Genomic DNA, 19,947 nt, shown 5'->3' with positions numbered 1-19,947 from the left:
TACAGAGCCCGTACGAGCCGTGGGGTATGGGCGAAGACGTGGAACACAGGCAACCTTCGCGCCGAAGCGGCAGGCAACCTACGATGCTCTGCGGCCGCAGGCAAGCCCTTCGATCACCCCTAGCGCCGCTCCGCCAGAAACGGGGGTGGGTGGCGGCGCCTTCGCATGCCGTCATGGCGCTGCGCATCAACGCGCCTTCTTGCCGTCCTTGCCCGAGGTGGAGCCGTCGCCCGCCCTGGCGAAGGCCCTGATCACATCGCGGACGACCTTGCGCTGCTCGGCCGGCAAGGCCAGGAAGGCGTCGATGGCTTCGCGCTCGCGGTAGAAGCTGGGATCTTCCCACTGCGCCCGCTGCTCGCGGATCGCCGACAGCGCACGCTCGCCGAAGCGCAGGGCCTGGGGCTCGACCTTCAACCACTGGGCGATGACCTGGAGCTTGTCCTGCGAGGGAATGGACTTGCCACTCAGCCAGCGCGAGACCGCCTGGAAGGTGACGGATCGTCCCCAGTAGCGGGAATTGAACTCCCGCTCCAGGACGGCGGGACGGTCAGGATAGCCCGCAGCGAGCATGGCGCTGCGCAGGCGTTCGGCGAATTCCATTTTTTCGTTCATGGAGGCGGACGTTAAGTTCCGGCCCCACGCCAGGCTGAACATTCGGTTGAATCGATAATTGAATTCATGCTTTCATTCGCTCGCGAAAAGCCGGAGAAGGACCGTCGGTAACCGGTTTGATCGCGCGCGGATCATTTCGTCTTCATGCCGGCGCACGGCGATGCGAGTCGTCACGACGCAGCGGTAACCGTGGAAACAGAGGTCGTGGCCCGACGCCAGGCGGCGTCGGCTCTCCAGAGGAAAAGGAATGCCTACCCTTCATCACGTGGCTTTCGAAAGCCACAGCCTACCCATACTGCACCGGCCGGATGGCCTCCTGCTGCTGGATGGCGCCTCGCTGGCGCAGCTGCTCGGCTATGCCGACAGCCTCGACGCCCTGCATGTTCATTGCCGGATCGAGGGTTTCGTCTTCGGCAACCAGCCCCGCCCGACGATCTGGATCGACATACGCAACGCCCACCGCCTGGTGTTCCACAGCGAGTTGCCGCTGGCCGAACGCCTGGCGCACTGGATCAGCCACTGGCTGCTGCCCTATTTCAGCAACAGGCGCTCGCAGCCGCATATCCGGCGGGCGACCATTGGCGAGCAGCAACTGCGCGTGCTGCACTGGCGGGACGAATGCTGGCTCTCCCTCAACGGCACCATGCAACTGCTCGGCACGACGGACCAGGCCCTGCTACACGCTCTTGCCGATCTACGCGCCAGCGTGCGCTGACGGCCCGCCAGCCGAGCGCCGCGCCGCTACACGACCCCGACTCAAGGCGCGCCGAACAGGGCCGTCCAGTAGATGCCCGCATCGCTCTGCGGATCGACCGCATAGGCCGCGCCCAGCTCGCCGAAGCGTGGGTTCATCAGGTTGGCGCAATGGCCGGGGCTGGCCAGCCAGCCGTCGACCACCTTGCGCGGGCCCGGCAACGCGGCGGCGATGTTCTCGCCGATCTGCCCGCCGGCGTAACCGGCCAGCTCGGCGCGATCGCCGGGGGTGCGGCCATCCTTGCCGAGATGGCTGAAGAAGTTGCCATTGGCCATGGCCCGGCTATGGCTTTCGGCCGCTGTGCCCAGCGTGGCGTTCCAGCCCAGCGGCGGCGCGGCGGCGAAGGCTTGTCCGCCGCACTGACGCGCCTGGCCGCGGGCCGCGTTGATCAACTCCAGCAGTTTCCGTCCTTCCGCCTGCCAGTCGCCCAGGCGCCCGTCGAGCAGCGGCCGCGCCAGCACGATGCGCCAGTCGCGGCCCTCGCGGCTGACGCCGATATCGATGAACTGCGGGTCGAGCAGCACCTGGCAGAAGCTCTCGCGCAATGCCTGCATCGCGGCCTCGGCGTCCCGCGGGCCGGACAGGCTGATGGCCTGGACCGTCAACATCGAATAACCGGCACGCGCCAGGGCCTGCTGCAGGTCGCCCATCTGCTGCACCGGCAGAACCAGCCGCGAATCGGCCGCCAGCGGCGTCAACTCTTCGCTGGCGTGGCCGGCACATCGCTGCACTTCGCTGCGATAGGCATTGATCGATTCGAGCAGTTGCGGCTCCTCCACCGCACCGACGGCACCCGCGAACAGCAGCCCCAGAAACGACAAGGCGAAACGTACAACCGATGATCCAATGCGCATGGATAGGTCTCTTCGACATGAATGCCCCATGATCATGCAGGACCGCACAAACCGCCAGCCACCGGCCATCCCGAACGTGAGGGGTTCGTTCACTTCGAATCGTGACTTGATTTCCTACGGATGCTCGATAAGGTGGCACGAGTGATGGCGCAACGCCATCCAATTAGAACCCAACTACTCAGGAAGAGTCATTCATGTTCAAGAAAGTGAAGATGTGCGTAGCGGTCCTCGGTATTTCCCTGCTGGCCGGTTGTGCATCCGTCCCAATGGAGCCCGCAGACAAAGATCAGACATTCAAGGCATTCCCGACCCCGCCGCAGGATCAGGCCGGCCTGTATATCTTCCGCGACTCATCCATGGGCCCCGCGCTGAAGAAAACGCTCAAGATCGATGACGAAGTGATCGGTGAGACAGCCACCAAAACCTACTTCTATCGTTTGGTCAGTCCGGGCTCGCATACGTTGGCGACCGAATCGGAATTCAGTGACAACGCCATCAGCCTGAATGCCGAAGCGGGCAAGAATCACTACGTCCGGCAATCCATCAAGCTCGGCCTCTTCGTGGGAGGTGCGAAGCTGGAAGAGGTTTCCGAAAGCGAAGGTCAGAAGGGCGTGCTGAGCACCAAACTGGCTCGCTGAAGAACGATTGCGATCGAGTTGCCCGGTCCGCCAACACGACACGAGCAACTTGCCCGCCAACGTGCTGTCGGCCCTCCAGGTCGGTAGCACGGCCCTCGATGAAGCATCGGTTCCGCACTCGCGACAAAACTGATGTTCATGCGCACACCACCTTACGCAGTTCATATGCCGCCAATCGATGGCGATGAAGCTGCCTGTGCGTTCACCAATGAGGCGGCTATGATCGAACCCATGACCAGCCCGTCGCCACTCCGCCAGCCCTGTCCGCCCGGCACCTGCGACTGCAGGCGCGACGACCTGCAGCGCATCCCCGGCGCCGATGCGCGCATCCTGCTGCTGACCCGCCATGAAGAGCGCCGGCTGCTCGAGCGCCTGGAAGGCGTGCAGAGCCTGCAGGAGCTGGAGCGTCTGCAGCAGCGGATGTTCGAGCAACTGGGCATTCGCATGCGCATCGCCCCGAGCCACAACGAGGTGCGCAGCATGCGCGGCATCGCCATCGATTTCGCCGAACAGCCCGGCCTGTGCCGCAAGACGCGCCAGGCCATCCCCGCGGCCATCCGCCGTGGGCTGGAGCAGCATCCGGAAATCGCCTACCGCCTGCTCGATGCGCACGACCTGCTGCGCGACGCCTGACGATCATTTTCCGGCCGCAACGGCGGTATCGCCGCACCGCTCAACGGTCTTCGTCGCGCGGGGCGTCGGGCACGCCCTCGCCGGCCTCGTCGAAGTCCGGGTCCTCGCCGGCCTCCCGCTCGCCACCGTCGTTCATGGTGACGTCCGGTTCGTCATCGAGCGCGGATTCGCCTTGCTTGCGCGGATTCTGTTTCATGGATGCCCCCAGACAAAGCCTGCGTGTGCGCTTCAATTTGGAGGCTGCCCCTGGGAGGTCGTTCAGCCTCCGGTGGTAGCTGGCGACGTATGACCCGCACATCGCCGAACGCTCCAAAACCGCGCCAAGCCGCTAGAATGGTCGGCCTTGTCCGCACCGCCACGAGCCGCCCCATGTCGCTACCCAAACACCACCTGGAACTGCTGAGCCCCGCGCGGGACGTCGCCATCGCCCGGGAAGCCATCCTGCATGGCGCCGACGCCGTGTACATCGGCGGGCCCAGCTTCGGCGCGCGGCACAACGCCGAGAACAGCGTGGCGGATATCGCCGGACTGGTGGAATTCGCCCACCTGTTCCAGGTGCGGGTGTTCGTCACGCTCAACACCATCCTGCACGACGACGAGCTGGAAGCGGCGCGCAGGCTGATCCACCAGTTGCATGAGATCGGCGTCGACGCGCTGATCGTGCAGGACATGGGCATCATGGAACTGGACATTCCGCCTATCGAGATCCATGCCAGCACCCAGACCGACATCCGCACCCTGGAGCGGGCGAAGTTCCTCGACCGCGCGGGCTTCTCCCAGCTGGTCCTGGCCCGCGAGCTGAACCTGGCCGAAATCCGCGCGATCCACGAACAGGTGGACTCGACCCTGGAATTCTTCATCCATGGCGCGCTGTGCGTGGCGTTCTCCGGGCAGTGCAACATCTCCCACGCGCAGACCGGGCGCAGCGCCAACCGCGGCGACTGCTCGCAGGCCTGCCGCCTGCCCTACACCCTGAAGGACGACCAGGGCCGCGTGGTCGCCTTCGAGAAGCACCTGCTGTCGATGAAGGACAACAACCAGAGCGCCAACCTGCGTGCTCTGGTCGAGGCCGGCGTGCGCTCGTTCAAGATCGAGGGGCGCTACAAGGATGTGAGCTACGTGAAGAACATCACCGCCTACTACCGCCAGCGCCTGGACGCCATCCTCGCGGAACGTCCCGACCTGGCCCGCGCCTCCAGCGGCCGCACCGAGCACTTCTTCGTCCCCGACCCGGACAAGACCTTCCATCGCGGCAGCACCGACTACTTCGTCAGCGAGCGCAAGATCGACATCGGCGCCTTCGACTCGCCGACCTTCACCGGCCTGCCGGTGGGTGAGGTGCTCAAGGTCGGCAAGCAGAATTTCGTCGTCCAGACCCACGAGCCGCTGTCCAACGGCGACGGCCTCAACGTACTGGTCAAGCGCGAGGTGGTGGGCTTTCGCGCCAGCGTGGTCGAGCCGCTCGGCCAGTTCGAGGTGGACGGCCAGGCGCAGTGGCAGTACCGCGTCGAACCCAACGAGATGCCGGCGGCGCTGCGCCAGCTGCGGCCGAACCACCCGCTCAACCGCAACCTCGACCACAACTGGCAGCAGGCGCTGCTCAAGCCCTCCGCCGAGCGCCGCGTCGGCCTGCGCTGGGCCGCGCGGCTGCGCGAGGACGAACTGGTCCTGAACGTCACTAGCGAGGAAGGCGCCCAGGCCACGGTTTCCCTGGCCGGCCCGTTCGGCGAGGCGAAGAAGCCCGAGCAGGCGCTGGCGCAGATCACCGATCTGCTCGGCCAACTGGGCACCACGATCTACCACTCCGAAGAGCTGGAGATCGACGCGCCTCAGGCGTTCTTCATTCCCAACTCGCAGCTCAAGGCGCTGCGCCGCGAAGCCATCGAGGCGCTCAGCACTGCCCGCGAAGCCATGCGCCCGCGCGGCGCACGCAAGCCGGTCAGCGTGCCGCCGCCGGTCTACCCGGAAGCGCACCTGTCGTTTCTCGCCAACGTCTACAACGAAAAGGCGCGGACCTTCTACCACCGCTACGGCGTGCAACTGATCGACGCGGCCTACGAGGCCCACGAGGAAACCGGCGAGGTGCCGGTGATGATCACCAAGCACTGCCTGCGCTTCTCCTTCAACCTCTGCCCCAAACAGGCCAAGGGCGTCACCGGCGTGCGCACCAAGGTCGCGCCGATGCAACTGGTGCACGGCGACGAGGTGCTGACCCTGAAGTTCGACTGCAAGCCCTGCGAGATGCATGTGATCGGCAAGATCAAGGGCAACATCCTCGGCCTGCCGCAACCCGGCAGCACCGCCAGCGTGGTCGGGCACATCACGCCGGACGATCTGCTCAAGACCATTCGCAACAGACCGCAGGGTTAGGCTCACGACCTGCATCGTGGCGGGGCGAGTGCTCGCTGCTCTCGTGGGAGGCCCTGAGCAGGCCTGCGGCCTGCAGTCGCCGCGAGGTCGCGCCTCCCACCGGTCCGGCGTGGGCTCTGCCGCTTTCGTGGGAGGCCCGACCTCGGGGCGAGGCTCTGGGCTTTTAGGGCAGGCCTTGCGGCCTGCATCGCCGCGAGGGCGCGCCTCCCACCGGTCCGACATGGGCTCTGCCGCTTTCGTGGGAGGCCCGACCTCGGGGCGAGGCTCTTGGGCTTCGGGCAGGCCTTGCGGCCTGCAGTCGCCGCGAGGGCGCGCCTCCCACCGGTCCGGCGTGGGCTCTGCCGCTTTCGTGGGAGGCCCGACCTCGGGGCGAGGCTCTTGGGCTTCGGGCAGGCCTTGCGGCCTGCAGTCGCCGCGAGGTCGCGCCTCCCACCGGTCCGGCGTGGGCTCTGCCGCTTTCGTGGGAGGCCCGACCTCGGGGCGAGGCTCTTGGGCTTCGGGCAGGCCTGCGGCCTGCATCGCCGCGAGGGCGCGCCTCCCACCGGTCCGACATGGGCTCTGCCGCTTTCGTGGGAGGCCCGCCCCCGGGGCGAGGCTCTTGGGCTTCGGGCAGGCCTGCGGCCTGCAGTCGCCGCGAGGGCGCGCCTCCCACCGGTCCGACATGGGCTCTGCCGCTTTCGTGGGAGGCCCGACCTCGGGGCGAGGCTCTTGAGCTTTTAGGGCAGGCCTTGCGGCCTGCAGTCGCCGCGAGGGCGCGCCTCCCACCGGTCCGGTGTGGGCTCTGCCGCTTTCGTGGATTGCCCGACCTCGGGGCGAGGCTAAGCCTCAGCGATCATCCGCAGCATCCTGATACCGATTCGCACCTGCCACCCTGACTCTCAGCGAACGCCACGGGCCAAACAGGGGTCCCACCTCTTGCTTTCCAACGCAACGGCGACGGCAGGCCAACGCAGCCGCGTGCCCGCTCGAACAGCATCAGGAGGTCGGATGGACAAGGCGGATCGCGCCGGTTTTGCCCTTTTCTGCGCAGCAATGGTTTTCCTCGCCTTCGTCGGCGGCGCCTTCGTGGTGCTTTCCAAATCGTTCCCCTATAGCTACTTCAACGACGCCTACAAGGCGGCGCAGGCAACCTTCGGCCAGCTGTCGGCCACCAACCTGCATACCGAGACGCACCTGTGGCGCGAGGCGCGCCGGGACGATCGCGGCGTGACCGTGAACAACACCGAGCTGGCCTATCCGGGACTGACCCTCTACACCTCCGGCGACGGCAGCTACGCCAACCTGATCGACCTGGACGGCAAGATCGTGCATCGCTGGGAGCTGCCCTACCGCGACATCTGGGACAAGAATCCGGAAGGCCGCGCGCCACGCCCGCAGGATCGCATCTACTGGGACAAAGTCCGGCTGCTGCCCAACGGCGACCTGCTGGTGGTGATCACCGCCGACAACGACACCCCCTGGGGCTACGGGCTGATCCGTATCGACCGCGACTCGAAGCTGGTCTGGGCCTATCACGGGGCGGCCCACCACGACCTGGTCGTCACTCCGGACGGGCGCATCGTCACCCTCACCCACGGTTTCAGCGAGGAGGACATCCCCGGCCTGCACGCCCTGGAGCGGCCCTGGCTGGACGACTTCCTGGTGGTGCTCGACGGCGAGACCGGCACCGAGCTGAGCAAGGTGTCGCTGGCCCGCGCACTCCTCGATTCGCGCTACGCCGAGCCGCTCTACCAGACGCCGAGCTACGCCACCGCCGACCCGCTGCACGCCAACAGCGTGGAATACCTGGACGAGGCGCGCAGCGCCGCCTTCGCCCCGGCGCGGGGCAATCCGGGGCAGGTACTGGTCTCGTTTCGCAACATCGGCACCCTCGCCCTGGTCGACCCGCAATCCGGCGCCCTGACCTGGGCGACCCGCGGGCCATGGCTGGTCCAGCACGACGCGCGGGTGCTGCCCAACGGCAACCTCAGCCTGTTCGACAACGCTGCCAACTATCGGGAGCGCAACATTTCCCGGGTGCTGGAAGTGAACCCTCGCAACCATGAGGTTGTCTGGAGCTACGAAGGAACCGATGAGCACCCCTTCGAAAGCTATGTCCGCAGCTCAGCCGAAACATTGCCCAACGGCAATCGGATCATCACCGAATCCGATGGAGGCCGGCTCTTCGAAGTAACGCCCAGCGGTGAGATTGCCTGGGAATTCATCAATCCCGTTCGCGGCGGTGAAGACGATCGCTACATCCCCATCGTCTCGTCCGGACAACGTATCCCCTACGGAGCACTCGACACGGAATTCCGCAACCTGATCGACAACGAAAGGTGAATGTCATGCGCCCCGATTCCAAGCGACACGCCCGTTTCCTCCTCCTCGCCCTTGGCGCCAGCCTGCCACTCGCCGCCCATGCCTACGTCGGCCCGGGCGCCGGGCTCGGGCTGCTGGCCGCGCTCTGGGGGCTGGTCGCAGCGGTGGGCGTCGCGGTGTTCTACGTGGTGATGTGGCCGATCCGCCGCATGCGCCGCCAGCGCAAGGCCGAGCGCAGCGCTGCGGCCGCCCGTGCCGACTCGCCGGTGGTCCAGGCCCGGCAGGTGCCAACCGATGCCGCCGGCACACCGGGTGCGCCGGCCGAGCGCGCCAAGGACAGCGATTCGGTCCGGCCATAAGCAAGCGGCCTGACACCATCCATCCCTCGGCCGGCCTGCCCGGTCGAGCCGCGCATCCTCGAGGCTTCCATGGGACTACTGGACCTGCCCGCGCCGCTGTTCGCCGCCCTCGACAACGGCATGGCCCTGCTCTTGCCGCCGGCCTTGCGCCTGGTGTTTTGGGCCATGTTCGCCGGTGCCGGCACGCTGTTGCTCTATCGCCTGCTGTCGCCGCAGACGGCCATCGGCCGAGCCAAGCGCGAGGCCCGCGAGGCGCGCCGCCGGCTGAACGCATTCGACGGTGAGATGAGCGATGCCGGGCCGCTGATCCGCGGCCAGTTCGCCGCCGCCTTCAGGCACCTGGGGCTGGTCATCCTGCCGACGCTGGTGTCGATGCTGCCGCTGATCGCCCTGCTGGCGTGGCTCGACCAGCACTACAGCCACGACTACCCCGACGACAGCGAGCCGCCCCATGTGCGTGTGGTACCGGAAACCTCCTTCGCCGAATGGATCGTCGACGGCGGCATCCCCTTCGTGCGCATCGGCTCGCCCGAGGACGAGGATGCGCTGGACATCGCCGTCACCGTGCCGGTGCCGGTGATCGAACAGCGCCGCTGGTGGCACTGGCTGATCGCCAATCCGCTGGGCTACCTGCCCGACGACAAACCGGTGCAGCGGGTCGAGATCGGCCTGCCGGAGCGCTCCTATCTCCCGTTCGGCCCGCCCTGGATGCGCACCTGGCTGGCCCTACTGCTGCCCTGCATGATGCTGGTCTCGCTGCTCACCTATCGCTGGGCGCGCATCCAATGAGCGGCGCGAGCAAGGCGCAGGGCGCCGCCGACCCGGGTTTCCGCGTACCGACCTGGATGCACCTCTTGGGCAGCTGGATGCACCGCAGCCCGGCGACCTGGATCAGGCTCGGCAACCTGGAAACCAGGCTGGTGGAGGATGCCATCGGCGACCTGCGCGTGGAGCGCCCGGTGTACGTCGCCGGCCTGGCCCGCTCGGGCACCACCATCCTGCTGGAACAGCTCGCAGCGCACCCGGAGGTGGTCAGCCACCGCTACGTGGACTTCCCGCCGGTGCTGACACCCTACTGGTGGAATCGCTGGCTGGCGCTGGTGCCCAAGGCCGAGGAAAGCGGCCAGGAGCGCGCGCACAAGGACGGCATCCTGATCACCTCGCAAAGCCCGGAGGCCTTCGAGGAAGTGCTGTGGATGTCGTTCTTCCCCGACACCCATGACCCCGGCCGCAGCTCGGTGCTCGGCCGCGATGACAGCCACCCCGCGTTCGAACGCTTCTACGACGAGCACCTGCGCAAGCTGCTCGCGGTGCGCCAACGCCAGCGCTACGTGGCCAAGGGCAACTACAACCTGGTGCGCCTGGGCTACCTGCAGCGCCTGTATCCGGATGCGCGCTTCGTCCTGGCGATCCGCGACCCGGTCTGGCACATCGCCTCGCTGATCAAGCAGCAGCGGCTCTTCGTCGCCGGCGAACGCGCCGAGCCGCGCGCGCTGGAACACATGCGCCGGGTCGGGCATTACGAATTCGGCCTGGACCGCCGTCCGATCAACGTCGGCGACGATGCCATGATCGCCCGGATCGCCGAGCTGTGGCGCGCCGGCCACGAGGTGGAGGGTTGGGCGCATTACTGGGCGCATATCTATCGCTACCTGGCGGACACCCTGGACGCCGACCCGCTGCTGCGCGAAGCCAGCCTGCTGGTGCGTTATGAAGACCTCTGCGCCCAGCCGCGCGAGACCGTGCAACAGGTGTTCGCCCACAGCCAACTGGAGCTGGAGCCGGCGGCACTGGAACGGGCAGCGGCCGGCCTGCACGCGCCGACCTACTACCGGCCGAAATTCAACGACGACGAGCTGGCCCTGATCGAGACGATCACCCGGCCGGTGGCGGCGCGTTTCGGCTACTCGCCCGCCATGTACACCCAGCCTGCGAGGGCCTGACGATGGTTCGTTCCACTTCCCCACGCCTCGCGCCGCGGCCATACGCGCCCGGCGACGGCAACTTCCTGCTGCTCGACCGCGCCAGCGAGCGCCCGCCGACCTACGGGCTGCACCAGGCCACCAACATCCACCACCACGCGATGAAGGTCGACAAGGCCAGCCGCGCCGCGGCCAACGGGCAGAAACCCTGCGTGCTGTGGTTCACCGGTCTTTCCGGTGCAGGCAAGTCGACCGTGGCGGACCTGGTCGAGCAGCGCCTGCAGGCGCTCGGCAAACGCACCATGCTGCTGGACGGCGACAACGTGCGCCACGGCCTGAACCGCGACCTGGGCTTCAGCGACGAGGACCGGGTGGAGAACATCCGCCGTATCGGCGAGGTGAGCAAGCTGATGGTCGAGGCCGGGCTGATCACCCTGGTCAGCTTCATCTCGCCGTTTCGCAGCGAGCGCCGCATGGCGCGCGAACTGCTCGACGAGGGCGAGTTCTTCGAGATATTCGTCGACGCGCCGCTGGAGGTCTGCGAGGCACGCGACCCCAAGGGCCTCTACAAGAAGGCCCGCGCCGGCGAACTGCCCAATTTCACCGGTATCGGCAGCCGCTACGAACCACCGCAGGCGCCAGAACTGCGACTGCCGGCCGACCGCCTCGGCGCCGAAGCCCTGGCCGAACGCGTGATCGAACTGCTGCGCCAGCATGCGGTGCTCTGAGCGCGGCGCCATCGAGCGTAGCCGGCTTGCCGGGATCGCGGAGCACGACGCGCGGCCTGCGTTCACGCCCACCCGCCCCATGGACAAGGCCTCGCCATTGCCCACCAAAGCCTGCGCTCATTCGGCGGCGAAGACTTCGTCCAACTGGTCGTTCATCGCCTGGAAGGCCCGCTGCGCCACCCGCGGATGGTATTCGTTGCGCCCCGGCACATTGGCATGGGGATCGGTGAAGGAATGGACCGCCCCACCGTAGCTGACCAGTTGCCAGTCGACCCCGGCTGCCTTCATCTCGTCGACGAAGCCGTCCAGTTGCGCCTTGCTGACCGACGGATCGTCGGCGCCGTGCAGCACCAGCACCGGCGCCTTGATGTTGCGCGCATCGTCCGGGTTGGGCGTATCCAGATTGCCATGGAAGGAGATGAAGGTCTTGAGATCGGCGCCGGAACGGGCCAGTTCGAGTACCGTGCCGCCGCCAAAGCAGAAACCGATGGCGCCAAGCCTGGCCGGGTCCAGGGCGACCGCCCCGCCCTGCGCCTTCAGCACATCCACCGCCGCCTGGGCGCGCTTGCGCATCAGCGCCCGGTCCGCGCGCACCGCGGAAGCCGCGGCCCGGGCCTCATCGGCATTGGATGGCCGCACGGCCTTGCCGTACATGTCCGCTATCAGCACCACGTACTTGCCACCCGCAGCACGTGCGGCCTGCTCGGCGGAGCGCTCGGTCACGCCGAGCCAGTCGGGCACCATCAGCAGCCCTGGGCGCGCCCCGCTTGCCGCATCGTCGTAGACCAGCATGCCCTCGAAGGCCTCACCGTCGATCTCGTAGGCCACCGGTCTGCTGACCACGGCCGCCTCGGCGGCGCCGCACAGGCCGGCCAAGGCCAGCGGTAGCAGCTTCTTGTTCATCGTCTTGGCTCCTCTCGATTCATCCAGCACGGCTATCTGGTTATAGAGCACGTGCCACGCGTCGGTGGCGGAAAACGACGAATACGCCGTTCGGCGTTGCCAACCGAAGCCCAACGCACCGGGAACGCATGAGCGAATCCGCTGGAACCATCCCGCGTTACCGCGCGCCCAACCATCAGAGCACGACACGAAAGGTGAGCCATGAAACAGATCCTGATCGCAGCATTCGACCGTTACGAACAAGCCCGGCAGGTCAAGGCCGAGCTTCTGCAACAGGGATTCTCGAGCGACGACATCCAGCTGTCGGCGTCGATGAATCCGGGGGAAATCGACAGCAGCCGGGTGGAGGTGATCGGCGAAGAGCCGGGCGAGGACGCCACGCCCGCCGACAAGGTGGCCAGTTTCTTCCGCAAGGTCTTCGGCGATGCCGCGCCGGCGCATGCCGGGCGCTACCCGGAAGCCGCCCGCCGCGGCTCGACCCTGGTCACCGTCAGCCTGGACGACGAGGCCCGGGTAGCCGCCATCGAGCAGGCGATGACGCGCAACGGAGCCATCGACATCGACGAGCGCAGCGCCCGTTGGGCCGACGATGCGGTCCCGGTCACCGCCAGCACCGAGACGCTGACCACCGGCTATCCGGACGCCACCTCCATCAGCGTCGACGAGCGTGAGCTGGACGGCTCGGCGACGCCCGAACGCGGCCAGGATGTCGGCTCGATTCCCGGCCGGGCCGAAAACGCCAGGGCCGGACGCCGCGACAATACCGCGGGCCGGGTGCGCATCATCCCGCGCTGAGCACCGGCGTATCGCCGCGACAGCACCCGGGCGCGCCGCGACCATGCGTGCGTCCAGTCATACAGGCCGTGGGCTGAACACCCCCAACGCCGCCGGTGTGCTTTAGACTTGCGCACTGCTCCGGCCATTCCCCACGCCCACGGTCCCTCCATGCAGCAACGTCCGGTAACGCCCTTCCAGATATTCATCCTGGTGCTGTCGATCTACGTGATCGGCGCGCTGCTCGCCGATCTGTTCTTCGCCCTCCCCGCGGACGTGTCCGCGCTGCTCGGCTACCTGGACAATATCGTCTGCTTCTTTTTCTTCCTGGATTTCTGGATGCGCTTGCAGCGTGCCGAGAACAAGCTGCAGTTCATGCGCTGGGGCTGGATCGACCTGCTGGCAAGCGTGCCGGCTGGCGGCCTGCAGGCCGCCAAGCTGTTCCGCGCATTCCAGATCCTGCGCGTACTGCGGGCGATCAAGTCGCTGCAGCTGATCTGGCGCATCCTGTTCCGCAACCGTGCCGAGGGCATCGTCGCCTCCGCCGCCACGGCGACCATGCTGCTGGTGGCGTTCGGCGCGATCACCATGCTGCTGGTCGAGGCCCCCAACCCGGAAAGCTCGATCAACACGCCGGAGGAGGCACTCTGGTGGGCCTTCGTCACGGTGACCACGGTCGGCTACGGCGACTTCTATCCCGTCACCAGCCTGGGCCGCATCGTCGCCGTCATGCTGATGGTGTCGGGGGTCGGCCTGTTCGGCAGCTTCGCCGCCTACATCGGCTCGCTGTTCGTGGCCGACAAGAGCGAGGAAGACAGCCGCGAACAGCAAGCCGACCGGGAGGTGATGAACCGGCTGCTGGTGCAGGTCGAGAGCCTGACCCGGGAAGTACAGAGCCTGCGCGCCCAGTTGCACGACACACCGGCACTGCGCGACCGGGAGCAGGAGCCGCACTGAGGCAACAGCCCCAGATGGCCTCCCTTGTGCTCGGCGCGGTCGTATAATCCGCGGCCTGCCTTACCCGGACAGTTGGAGTCCCCGGCCCTCATGCCCATCAACTACGCGCGCCGCCTGACCGACCGGCGCCGCTCGAAGCACAGCAACCGGCAGCTCGGCCTGTGCCTGGCCTTCGTCGCCGGCGCGGCCAATGCCGGCGGCTTTCTTGCCGTGCAGCAATACACCTCGCACATGACCGGCATCGTCTCCTCGATGGCGGACAACCTGGCACTGGGGGCGACCGACCTGGCGCTGGGCGGGCTCGGCGCATTGGTGTCCTTCGTCGTCGGGGCGATGTGCTCGACGATCATGATCAACTTCTCGCGCCGGCGCAGGCTGCACAGCCAGTACGCCCTGCCGCTGGCGCTGGAAGCGGCGCTGCTGCTGTGCTTCGGTGTGCTGGGCGCGCGGCTGATGGACGTGCAGGGCCTGTTCGTGCCGCTGACGGTGATGCTGCTGTGCTTCATCATGGGCTTGCAGAACGCCATCGTCACCAAGCTCTCCAACGCCGAAGTCCGTACCACGCACATCACCGGGATGGTCACCGACATCGGCATCGAGCTGGGCAAACTGCTCTATCTCAACCGCCAGCCCCGCAGCGGCCATGCGCAGGTACGCGCCGACCGCGAGCGCCTGCGCGTCAATGCCCTGCTGGTCTGCAGCTTCTTCCTCGGCGGCATCAGCGGCGCGCTGGGCTTCAAGCACTTCGGTTTCCTTTCCACGGCGCCGCTGGCCGCACTGCTGCTGGTGCTCGCTCTCGTGCCGATGTGGGACGACCTGCACCTGGGCTGGGCGCTATGGCGCAAGCGCCACTGAAACGCACTCGGAGGCCGGCGAGTAGGCGCCGGCCCGACGGCGGGCGGGCTCGCCGAGCGGGGCGAGATGGCCTTTACTGGCGGTCATAGCGTTGCGTATCGCTGCCGCCGTTGCGTAGCGGCAGCGCCTGTCGAGGAATCGTCGCCATGTCCCTCTCGCACAAGCAGTTCGTCGTCGCCCTCGACCAGGGCACCACCAGTTCCCGCGCCATCGTGCTGGACCGCAACGCCAACGTGGTGAGCGTCGCCCAGCGCGAATTCGCGCAGATCTATCCGCAACCGAGTTGGGTCGAGCACGACCCGATGGAAATATGGGCCACCCAGAGCGGGGTATTCGTCGAGGCGCTGGCGCAGGCCGATATCACCAACGACCAGGTGGCGGCGATCGGTATCACCAACCAGCGCGAAACCACCATCGTCTGGGACAAGGCCAGCGGCCGGCCGATCTACAACGCCATCGTCTGGCAGAGCCGGCAGAGCACGCCGATCTGCGACCAGCTCGAGCGTGACGGCCTGCAGGCGCACATCCGCAACACCACCGGCCTGGTGATCGACCCGTATTTCTCCGGCACCAAGATCAAGTGGATTCTCGATCACGTCGAGGGCAGCCGCGAACGCGCCCGCCGCGGCCAGTTGCTGTTCGGCACCGTGGACAGCTGGCTGATCTGGAGGATGACCCAGGGCAAGGCCCACGTCACCGACTACACCAACGCCTCGCGCACCCTGCTGTTCGACATCCACACGCTGGACTGGGACCCGCTCATGCTCGAGGCGCTGGACATCCCGCGGGCGATGCTGCCGCAGGTGCGGCCCTCGTCGGAAATCTACGGCCACGCCTATATCGCGTCCGGCCAGAGCACCGGGATTCCCATTGCCGGGATCGCCGGCGACCAGCAGGCCGCGCTGTTCGGACAGATGTGCGTCGAGCCGGGCCAGGCCAAGAACACCTACGGCACCGGTTGTTTCCTGCTGATGAACACCGGCACCCAGGCCGTGCGATCCGAGCACGGCCTGCTGACCACCCTCGCCTGCGGCCCGCGCGGCGAGGTCAACTATGCGCTGGAAGGCGCGATCTTCAATGGCGGCTCCACGGTGCAGTGGCTGCGCGACGAGCTGAAGGTCCTCAACGAGTCGCTGGATTCGGAGTACTTCGCCTGCAAGGTCGCGGACAGCAACGGCGTCTACCTGGTGCCGGCGTTCACCGGCCTCGGTGCGCCCTACTGGGACCCGCGCGCACGCGGCGCGCTGTTCGGCCTGACCCGTGGCGTGAAGGTGGAGCACCTGATCCGCGCCGCACTGGAGTCCATCGCCTACCAGACCCGCGACGTGCTCGACGCCATGCAGCGCGATGCGGGCCAGTGCCTGCGCGCACTGCGCGTGGACGGCGGCGCGGTGGCCAACAATTTCCTCATGCAGTTCCAGGCCGACCTGCTCGGCACGCCGGTCGAGCGCCCGCAGATGAGGGAAACCACGGCCCTCGGCGCCGCCTATCTGGCAGGACTGGCGACCGGTTTCTGGAGCGATCTCGATGAGCTGCGCGGCACGTGCGCCATCGACCGCGTATTCGAGCCGGCCTGCAGCGACGAACGCCGCGACGCGCTCTACAAGGGCTGGCTGAAGGCGGTCGAGCGTACCCGGGGCTGGGCCGAGGACTAGTGCCCGCGCCGCTAGCGCAGTTGCCGGCTGATCCGCTCGACGCTGGCGGCGAGGCGCCGTTGCACGTCCTGCAGCTGCTCGCCATGTTGCAGCAGCGGCACGCAGAGGTTGAGCGCGGTCAGTACCAGCAGCTTGTCGCTGGTGGCGCTGGGAAACTGCCGCTGGCTCTGCGCCAGATGCTCCTGCAACAACGCGGCGGCATCCTGCAGCAGCGCGTCCTGGCTGTCCGTGGCCCTGAATGAGTAATCGCGCCCGAGAATCTTCAGGACACGGACATCAGCGTCCTTCATGCGGCGTGACTGGCGCCGGCGCGTTCGAGCAGTGCCTGCAGGCGAGCGAGCATCGCGCCCTGCTTCTCCTCCTGCTCGAGCGCGGCCAGTTGCAGGTTGTCGTTATCCTCGCGGGCCTGCTGCAGTTGCTGCTCGAGCAGCGCGCAGGTATCGCGCATGGACTGGTTCTGTTGCAGCAGGTCGGCGATGACGCGTTCCAGTTGAGCGAGGGTCGTTTCAAGCATGTGAGTATCCGGCTCCGGTGAAAAAGTGCGCGAGGATACCCAAAAGCACAGGCGCGCGGGGCCTTCATTGCGCCTCTGGCATGCTGGCTCGCCAAGCCCGGCCGAGTGCGGTAGCCTCGGCGGCCTATCTGAAGAGGAGTGTTTCCCATGGCTCGAGCTACCGCCCGCCACATCCTGGTTTCCACCGAAGCCAAGTGCAACGAACTGAAAGCCGCTATCGAAGGTGGCGCCGACTTCGCCCAGGTCGCCAAGGAGCATTCCAGCTGCCCGTCCAGCCGTGACGGCGGCAACCTCGGCTCCTTCGGCCCCGGCCAGATGGTCAGGGAATTCGACACGGTGGTGTTCAGCGCGCCGCTCAACGTCGTGCAGGGCCCGGTGAAGACCCAGTTCGGCTACCACCTGCTGGAAGTCACCAGCCGCGAAGACTGATCCCCCGCGTCCCCGCGTCCCCGCGCAACGACGCGGGGACGCCTTCGCTCGGCACTCGCACTTCGCCATATCGGGCCTATCCTGAACAGAGCACTGACGGGAGATAGCCATGTTCCAGGTAGCGCGAAGAGGCGAAAACCGCATCGACATCGATTTCTCCGGCAAGCTCGACAGCGACGCCATGCGCGCCGCGCTGGACGACCTGCTGTTCAAGTCCGAAGGCATCGAGCACGGCCGCATGCTCTATCGCATCGGCGAATTCGACCTGCCCACCCTGGGCGCGGTAGGCGTCGAGCTGTCACGCCTGCCCCAGCTGTTCCGCTTCATCCGCCGCTTCGACCGTTGCGCGGTCCTCAGCGACAAGGACTGGCTGCGCAAGGCCAGCGAGCTGGAGGGCGCAGTGATCCCCGGCCTGACGGTGAAGGCCTTCGACCTGCACCAGGAAGCCGACGCCAGCGCCTGGCTGGAGCGCAGCTGACGGACGGCGGCGTCCCTGCCACGGCCAAACGCTTCGCTCACTGCACCCAGGCCGGGTAGAAAGCGAGCGAGCCCGGGCTGCGGGCGGCGCGCACCTGCACGATGCCCGGTTGCGCGTACGGGGTCCCCGGCTGCCCGAGCGTATCGCCACGGAAGAAGAAGCGGCGGCCGTCGGCCAACGTCAGGAACAGGCCAAGCGCGCCATTTCCCGGCAAGGGCACCAGCACCATCCGGCCATCGCCGAACAGGTCGAGGCTCTCGGCGTAGCCCAGGTAAGGTTGCGCCGCGAAGCGCAACGGCTGCCACTTCACCGCATGCCGGAACTGGCTCGACAGCACCGCCGGCGGCGTGGCGGCGCGCAGGTAGCGCAGGCTCTCGGCCCCGGCGAGCACCGGCACCTCCGGATAGTCGGCCAGCCCCGAGGCATGTTCCCAGCGCGCACAGCCGAGCAGGATGCGATCGATCCCCAGGCCATCGCGCTCCAGTTGATCGCGCACCGCCCGTACCGGCCCATAGCGCTTGATCCGCCAGGGCATCTCGGCATCCCACTGCGCATCGATCTGCCGTCCCAGGCCGGTACCGAACAGCAACCGGTCACCCCGGTATTCGACCAGTACGGCGACGTGGTCGACCGGCGGTGGCAGCTGCCAGCCGCCATTGCGCCAGGTGTATTCGCCCTGGGTCAGGGTCTGCGCCGTCCTGACCAGGCTGAAGCGCAGCTCGTCGGCCGCCAGTACGCTGCCGGCGAAGCCGAGCAGCATCCAGGTGAAGATTCCGAGCACCTTCATGGCTCACCCTCCTCTGCCGGACCGGGAAAACCACGGCATGGACGTCTGCCGGTCCGGGGGACAGGCGCCTGCGGATAGCCATCAAGCGGACGGGCGTTCATCACAGCCCCGGCATGCCGATGTAGCCGGGTAGCGCGCGGATGCGGCCGAACCAGGCCTGCAACGCCGGGTAAGGCGCCAGGTCGATACCGCCCTCGGCGGCAAGCGCCACGCAGGGGTACACCGCGATATCGGCAATGGTCGGCGCCGTACCCTCGGCCAGCCAGGCGTGGCGGGCCAGGTGGCGCTCCAGCACTTTCAGCGCGCTCAGTGCGCGGGATTCCGCCAGCGCCTGGTCGACAGGCCGGCCGAACAGCTTGCCTAGCCGCGCCGTGGCCGGGCCGTGATGAATCTCGTTGGCGGCGAAGCTCAGCCAGCCGGCGATGCGCCCCTGGGTTTGCGCGTCCAGCGGAGACCAGGCGGAGTCGGCATAACGCCGCGCCAGGTAGACGAGGATCGCCTGGGAATCGCCCAGGCGAAACGCACCATCCTCCAGCGCCGGCACCTGACCGCGGGGATTGATCGCCAGGAACTGGGCCTGCTTGTGCTCGCCCTCGAACAGGTTCACCGGCACCAGCTCGACCGGCTGGTCGATCAGGCTCAGGAACAGGCGGATCTTGTAGCAGTTGCCGGATAGCGTCAGGTCGTACAGTTTCATCGCGTCGCCCTCGGGATTGATTGGCACGCCTGGATAATAGACAGACTTGTCTGTACACTTCAAGCACGAATACATCCAGGGGACCGCCGGTTGGAGGGAACGGGATCACTCCCGCATAATGGCCGCCCCGAGGAGGCATCTATGGCATCGAGCAAACGCGACCAGCTGATCGACACCGCCGAACAGCTGTTCTACCGCGAGGGTTACCATGCGACGGGCATCGACCGGATCCTGAACGAGTCCGGCGTGGCCAAAATGACGCTGTACAAGCACTTCAAGTCCAAGGACGAGCTGATCCTCGCCGTGCTGGAAACGCGCCAGCGGGCGATGCTCGAGCGCCTGCGCCAGCGCGCAGCCAGGCTGCCGCCACGCGAAGCGCTGCTGGGGATGTTCGACGGCTTGCACAGCATGATCGGCAGCGGGACCTTCTGTGGCTGCCTGTTCATCAACGCCGCGGCCGAATACCAGGCGCATGACCACCCGATCCACCGCAGTTCGGCCGCCTACAAGGGCCAATTGCAGGCCTACCTGCGCGAGCTGCTGGAACGCCTGCAGGCACCGCAGCCGCAGCAGCTGGCGCGGCAACTGCAATATCTGCTCGAAGGGGCGATGAGCATGGCGCACATCGAAGGCCCCGGCGAGCAGGCGCTGGATGCCAAGGCCGCCGCCGAAGTGCTGCTCGAAGCCGCCGGCATCTGAGCGGACCCGGCCGGCAGCCGGATAACGT

The 19,947-nt window shown here is 67.1% G+C and carries 24 protein-coding genes; 16 read left to right on the top strand and 8 right to left on the bottom strand.

Going from position 1 to position 19,947, the window contains the following annotated elements:
* Positions 1–186: 186 nt before the first annotated feature.
* Entirely contained in the window at positions 187–612 is a 426-nt protein-coding gene (locus CXK94_RS15630; protein ID WP_037044129.1) for a transcriptional regulator, read from the bottom strand.
* 247 nt (positions 613–859) lie between these two features.
* Between CXK94_RS15630 and CXK94_RS15625 the strand changes: the two genes are divergently transcribed.
* On the top strand, positions 860–1,327 hold the full coding sequence (locus tag CXK94_RS15625) for a hypothetical protein (protein ID WP_102895027.1): 468 nt from the start codon (positions 860–862) through the stop codon (positions 1,325–1,327).
* 41 nt (positions 1,328–1,368) lie between these two features.
* On the opposite strand, the gene CXK94_RS15620 is transcribed toward CXK94_RS15625, so the two are convergent.
* Complete coding sequence (locus CXK94_RS15620; RefSeq protein ID WP_102895026.1) at positions 1,369–2,220, bottom strand: CAP domain-containing protein; 852 nt, start codon at positions 2,218–2,220, stop codon at positions 1,369–1,371.
* A gap of 194 nt (positions 2,221–2,414) precedes the next feature.
* Here CXK94_RS15620 and CXK94_RS15615 point away from each other — a divergent pair, with 194 nt between their 5' ends.
* Positions 2,415–2,858 (top strand): DUF2846 domain-containing protein, encoded by a 444-nt coding sequence (locus CXK94_RS15615; RefSeq protein ID WP_051497191.1) that lies wholly within the window; start codon positions 2,415–2,417, stop codon positions 2,856–2,858.
* Positions 2,859–3,089: 231 nt separating this feature from the next.
* A complete protein-coding gene (locus tag CXK94_RS15610) occupies positions 3,090–3,491 on the top strand; it encodes a hypothetical protein (RefSeq protein WP_102895040.1) in 402 nt (133 codons plus the stop codon).
* Positions 3,492–3,531: 40 nt separating this feature from the next.
* Here the strand turns inward: CXK94_RS15610 and CXK94_RS22450 are convergent, their stop codons facing one another.
* Positions 3,532–3,687 carry a hypothetical protein gene (locus CXK94_RS22450; protein ID WP_164838477.1) on the bottom strand — a complete coding sequence of 52 codons (156 nt, stop codon included), beginning with the start codon at positions 3,685–3,687 and terminating at the stop codon, positions 3,532–3,534.
* Positions 3,688–3,860: 173 nt separating this feature from the next.
* On the opposite strand from CXK94_RS22450, the gene CXK94_RS15605 reads away from it, so the two are divergent.
* The 6 genes from CXK94_RS15605 (at position 3,861) to cysC (ending at position 11,171) form a co-directional block, all read left to right on the top strand.
* Positions 3,861–5,861, top strand: coding sequence for a peptidase U32 family protein (locus CXK94_RS15605; protein ID WP_102895025.1), 2,001 nt, complete (start codon positions 3,861–3,863; stop codon positions 5,859–5,861).
* 987 nt (positions 5,862–6,848) lie between these two features.
* Positions 6,849–8,183 carry an arylsulfotransferase family protein gene (locus tag CXK94_RS15600; RefSeq protein ID WP_102895024.1) on the top strand — a complete coding sequence of 445 codons (1,335 nt, stop codon included), beginning with the start codon at positions 6,849–6,851 and terminating at the stop codon, positions 8,181–8,183.
* A gap of 5 nt (positions 8,184–8,188) precedes the next feature.
* Positions 8,189–8,521 carry a hypothetical protein gene (locus CXK94_RS15595; RefSeq protein ID WP_102895023.1) on the top strand — a complete coding sequence of 111 codons (333 nt, stop codon included), beginning with the start codon at positions 8,189–8,191 and terminating at the stop codon, positions 8,519–8,521.
* Positions 8,522–8,590: 69 nt separating this feature from the next.
* Positions 8,591–9,310 carry a hypothetical protein gene (locus CXK94_RS15590; RefSeq protein ID WP_102895022.1) on the top strand — a complete coding sequence of 240 codons (720 nt, stop codon included), beginning with the start codon at positions 8,591–8,593 and terminating at the stop codon, positions 9,308–9,310.
* On the top strand, positions 9,307–10,464 hold the full coding sequence (locus CXK94_RS15585; RefSeq protein ID WP_219726494.1) for a sulfotransferase family protein: 1,158 nt from the start codon (positions 9,307–9,309) through the stop codon (positions 10,462–10,464). Before CXK94_RS15590 ends, CXK94_RS15585 begins: the two co-directional genes overlap by 4 nt.
* A gap of 2 nt (positions 10,465–10,466) precedes the next feature.
* Positions 10,467–11,171, top strand: a complete 705-nt coding sequence (gene cysC, locus CXK94_RS15580) for an adenylyl-sulfate kinase (RefSeq protein WP_219726493.1) — start codon at positions 10,467–10,469, stop codon at positions 11,169–11,171.
* Between the two features lie 117 nt (positions 11,172–11,288).
* Here cysC and CXK94_RS15575 read toward each other — a convergent pair whose 3' ends face one another.
* The gene (locus CXK94_RS15575) at positions 11,289–11,963 is read right to left on the bottom strand and encodes a dienelactone hydrolase family protein (RefSeq protein WP_423835244.1); all 675 of its coding nucleotides are present in this window, start codon (positions 11,961–11,963) and stop codon (positions 11,289–11,291) included.
* A gap of 312 nt (positions 11,964–12,275) precedes the next feature.
* Between CXK94_RS15575 and CXK94_RS15570 the strand changes: the two genes are divergently transcribed.
* The 4 genes from CXK94_RS15570 (at position 12,276) to glpK (ending at position 16,315) form a co-directional block, all read left to right on the top strand.
* A complete protein-coding gene (locus CXK94_RS15570; protein WP_102895020.1) occupies positions 12,276–12,869 on the top strand; it encodes a hypothetical protein in 594 nt (197 codons plus the stop codon).
* Between the two features lie 150 nt (positions 12,870–13,019).
* The gene (locus CXK94_RS15565; protein ID WP_102895019.1) at positions 13,020–13,805 is read left to right on the top strand and encodes an ion transporter; all 786 of its coding nucleotides are present in this window, start codon (positions 13,020–13,022) and stop codon (positions 13,803–13,805) included.
* Positions 13,806–13,895: 90 nt separating this feature from the next.
* Positions 13,896–14,660 (top strand): YoaK family protein, encoded by a 765-nt coding sequence (locus tag CXK94_RS15560; RefSeq protein WP_102895018.1) that lies wholly within the window; start codon positions 13,896–13,898, stop codon positions 14,658–14,660.
* 146 nt (positions 14,661–14,806) lie between these two features.
* Positions 14,807–16,315, top strand: coding sequence for a glycerol kinase GlpK (gene glpK / locus CXK94_RS15555; RefSeq protein ID WP_037040600.1), 1,509 nt, complete (start codon positions 14,807–14,809; stop codon positions 16,313–16,315).
* Between the two features lie 11 nt (positions 16,316–16,326).
* Here the strand turns inward: glpK and CXK94_RS15550 are convergent, their stop codons facing one another.
* Positions 16,327–16,605 (bottom strand): cell division protein ZapA, encoded by a 279-nt coding sequence (locus tag CXK94_RS15550; RefSeq protein ID WP_037040597.1) that lies wholly within the window; start codon positions 16,603–16,605, stop codon positions 16,327–16,329.
* Complete coding sequence (locus tag CXK94_RS15545; protein WP_037040595.1) at positions 16,602–16,829, bottom strand: hypothetical protein; 228 nt, start codon at positions 16,827–16,829, stop codon at positions 16,602–16,604. Before CXK94_RS15545 ends, CXK94_RS15550 begins: the two co-directional genes overlap by 4 nt.
* Positions 16,830–16,976: 147 nt before the next feature.
* On the opposite strand from CXK94_RS15545, the gene CXK94_RS15540 reads away from it, so the two are divergent.
* Together CXK94_RS15540 and CXK94_RS15535 are read left to right on the top strand one after the other, a co-directional pair.
* Complete coding sequence (locus CXK94_RS15540) at positions 16,977–17,258, top strand: peptidylprolyl isomerase (RefSeq protein WP_102895017.1); 282 nt, start codon at positions 16,977–16,979, stop codon at positions 17,256–17,258.
* Between the two features lie 109 nt (positions 17,259–17,367).
* Positions 17,368–17,736 (top strand): STAS/SEC14 domain-containing protein, encoded by a 369-nt coding sequence (locus CXK94_RS15535; RefSeq protein ID WP_037040592.1) that lies wholly within the window; start codon positions 17,368–17,370, stop codon positions 17,734–17,736.
* 37 nt (positions 17,737–17,773) lie between these two features.
* Here the strand turns inward: CXK94_RS15535 and CXK94_RS15530 are convergent, their stop codons facing one another.
* Both CXK94_RS15530 and CXK94_RS15525 read right to left on the bottom strand, forming a co-directional pair.
* On the bottom strand, positions 17,774–18,523 hold the full coding sequence (locus CXK94_RS15530) for a Zn-dependent hydrolase (protein WP_102895016.1): 750 nt from the start codon (positions 18,521–18,523) through the stop codon (positions 17,774–17,776).
* Between the two features lie 100 nt (positions 18,524–18,623).
* Positions 18,624–19,220 carry a glutathione S-transferase family protein gene (locus CXK94_RS15525; RefSeq protein WP_037040583.1) on the bottom strand — a complete coding sequence of 199 codons (597 nt, stop codon included), beginning with the start codon at positions 19,218–19,220 and terminating at the stop codon, positions 18,624–18,626.
* Positions 19,221–19,361: 141 nt separating this feature from the next.
* On the opposite strand from CXK94_RS15525, the gene CXK94_RS15520 reads away from it, so the two are divergent.
* Positions 19,362–19,919 (top strand): TetR/AcrR family transcriptional regulator, encoded by a 558-nt coding sequence (locus tag CXK94_RS15520; protein WP_037040582.1) that lies wholly within the window; start codon positions 19,362–19,364, stop codon positions 19,917–19,919.
* Positions 19,920–19,947 lie beyond the last annotated feature (28 nt).

Origin of the sequence: Stutzerimonas stutzeri, assembly GCF_002890915.1 — a bacterium.
GTDB lineage: Bacteria > Pseudomonadota > Gammaproteobacteria > Pseudomonadales > Pseudomonadaceae > Stutzerimonas > Stutzerimonas stutzeri_AF.
The sequence above is the reverse complement of the archived record's forward strand: the minus strand, read 5'-3'. Positions and strand labels throughout refer to the sequence as shown.

Coding starts and splice junctions, on each gene's coding strand:
- CXK94_RS15630 (WP_037044129.1), bottom strand. CDS start 612: ATGAACGAAAAAATGGAATTCGCCGAACGCCTGCGCAGCGCCATGCTC.
- CXK94_RS15625 (WP_102895027.1), top strand. CDS start 860: ATGCCTACCCTTCATCACGTGGCTTTCGAAAGCCACAGCCTACCCATA.
- CXK94_RS15620 (WP_102895026.1), bottom strand. CDS start 2,220: ATGCGCATTGGATCATCGGTTGTACGTTTCGCCTTGTCGTTTCTGGGG.
- CXK94_RS15615 (WP_051497191.1), top strand. CDS start 2,415: ATGTTCAAGAAAGTGAAGATGTGCGTAGCGGTCCTCGGTATTTCCCTG.
- CXK94_RS15610 (WP_102895040.1), top strand. CDS start 3,090: ATGACCAGCCCGTCGCCACTCCGCCAGCCCTGTCCGCCCGGCACCTGC.
- CXK94_RS22450 (WP_164838477.1), bottom strand. CDS start 3,687: ATGAAACAGAATCCGCGCAAGCAAGGCGAATCCGCGCTCGATGACGAA.
- CXK94_RS15605 (WP_102895025.1), top strand. CDS start 3,861: ATGTCGCTACCCAAACACCACCTGGAACTGCTGAGCCCCGCGCGGGAC.
- CXK94_RS15600 (WP_102895024.1), top strand. CDS start 6,849: ATGGACAAGGCGGATCGCGCCGGTTTTGCCCTTTTCTGCGCAGCAATG.
- CXK94_RS15595 (WP_102895023.1), top strand. CDS start 8,189: ATGCGCCCCGATTCCAAGCGACACGCCCGTTTCCTCCTCCTCGCCCTT.
- CXK94_RS15590 (WP_102895022.1), top strand. CDS start 8,591: ATGGGACTACTGGACCTGCCCGCGCCGCTGTTCGCCGCCCTCGACAAC.
- CXK94_RS15585 (WP_219726494.1), top strand. CDS start 9,307: ATGAGCGGCGCGAGCAAGGCGCAGGGCGCCGCCGACCCGGGTTTCCGC.
- cysC (WP_219726493.1), top strand. CDS start 10,467: ATGGTTCGTTCCACTTCCCCACGCCTCGCGCCGCGGCCATACGCGCCC.
- CXK94_RS15575 (WP_423835244.1), bottom strand. CDS start 11,963: ATGCTGGTCTACGACGATGCGGCAAGCGGGGCGCGCCCAGGGCTGCTG.
- CXK94_RS15570 (WP_102895020.1), top strand. CDS start 12,276: ATGAAACAGATCCTGATCGCAGCATTCGACCGTTACGAACAAGCCCGG.
- CXK94_RS15565 (WP_102895019.1), top strand. CDS start 13,020: ATGCAGCAACGTCCGGTAACGCCCTTCCAGATATTCATCCTGGTGCTG.
- CXK94_RS15560 (WP_102895018.1), top strand. CDS start 13,896: ATGCCCATCAACTACGCGCGCCGCCTGACCGACCGGCGCCGCTCGAAG.
- glpK (WP_037040600.1), top strand. CDS start 14,807: ATGTCCCTCTCGCACAAGCAGTTCGTCGTCGCCCTCGACCAGGGCACC.
- CXK94_RS15550 (WP_037040597.1), bottom strand. CDS start 16,605: ATGAAGGACGCTGATGTCCGTGTCCTGAAGATTCTCGGGCGCGATTAC.
- CXK94_RS15545 (WP_037040595.1), bottom strand. CDS start 16,829: ATGCTTGAAACGACCCTCGCTCAACTGGAACGCGTCATCGCCGACCTG.
- CXK94_RS15540 (WP_102895017.1), top strand. CDS start 16,977: ATGGCTCGAGCTACCGCCCGCCACATCCTGGTTTCCACCGAAGCCAAG.
- CXK94_RS15535 (WP_037040592.1), top strand. CDS start 17,368: ATGTTCCAGGTAGCGCGAAGAGGCGAAAACCGCATCGACATCGATTTC.
- CXK94_RS15530 (WP_102895016.1), bottom strand. CDS start 18,523: ATGAAGGTGCTCGGAATCTTCACCTGGATGCTGCTCGGCTTCGCCGGC.
- CXK94_RS15525 (WP_037040583.1), bottom strand. CDS start 19,220: ATGAAACTGTACGACCTGACGCTATCCGGCAACTGCTACAAGATCCGC.
- CXK94_RS15520 (WP_037040582.1), top strand. CDS start 19,362: ATGGCATCGAGCAAACGCGACCAGCTGATCGACACCGCCGAACAGCTG.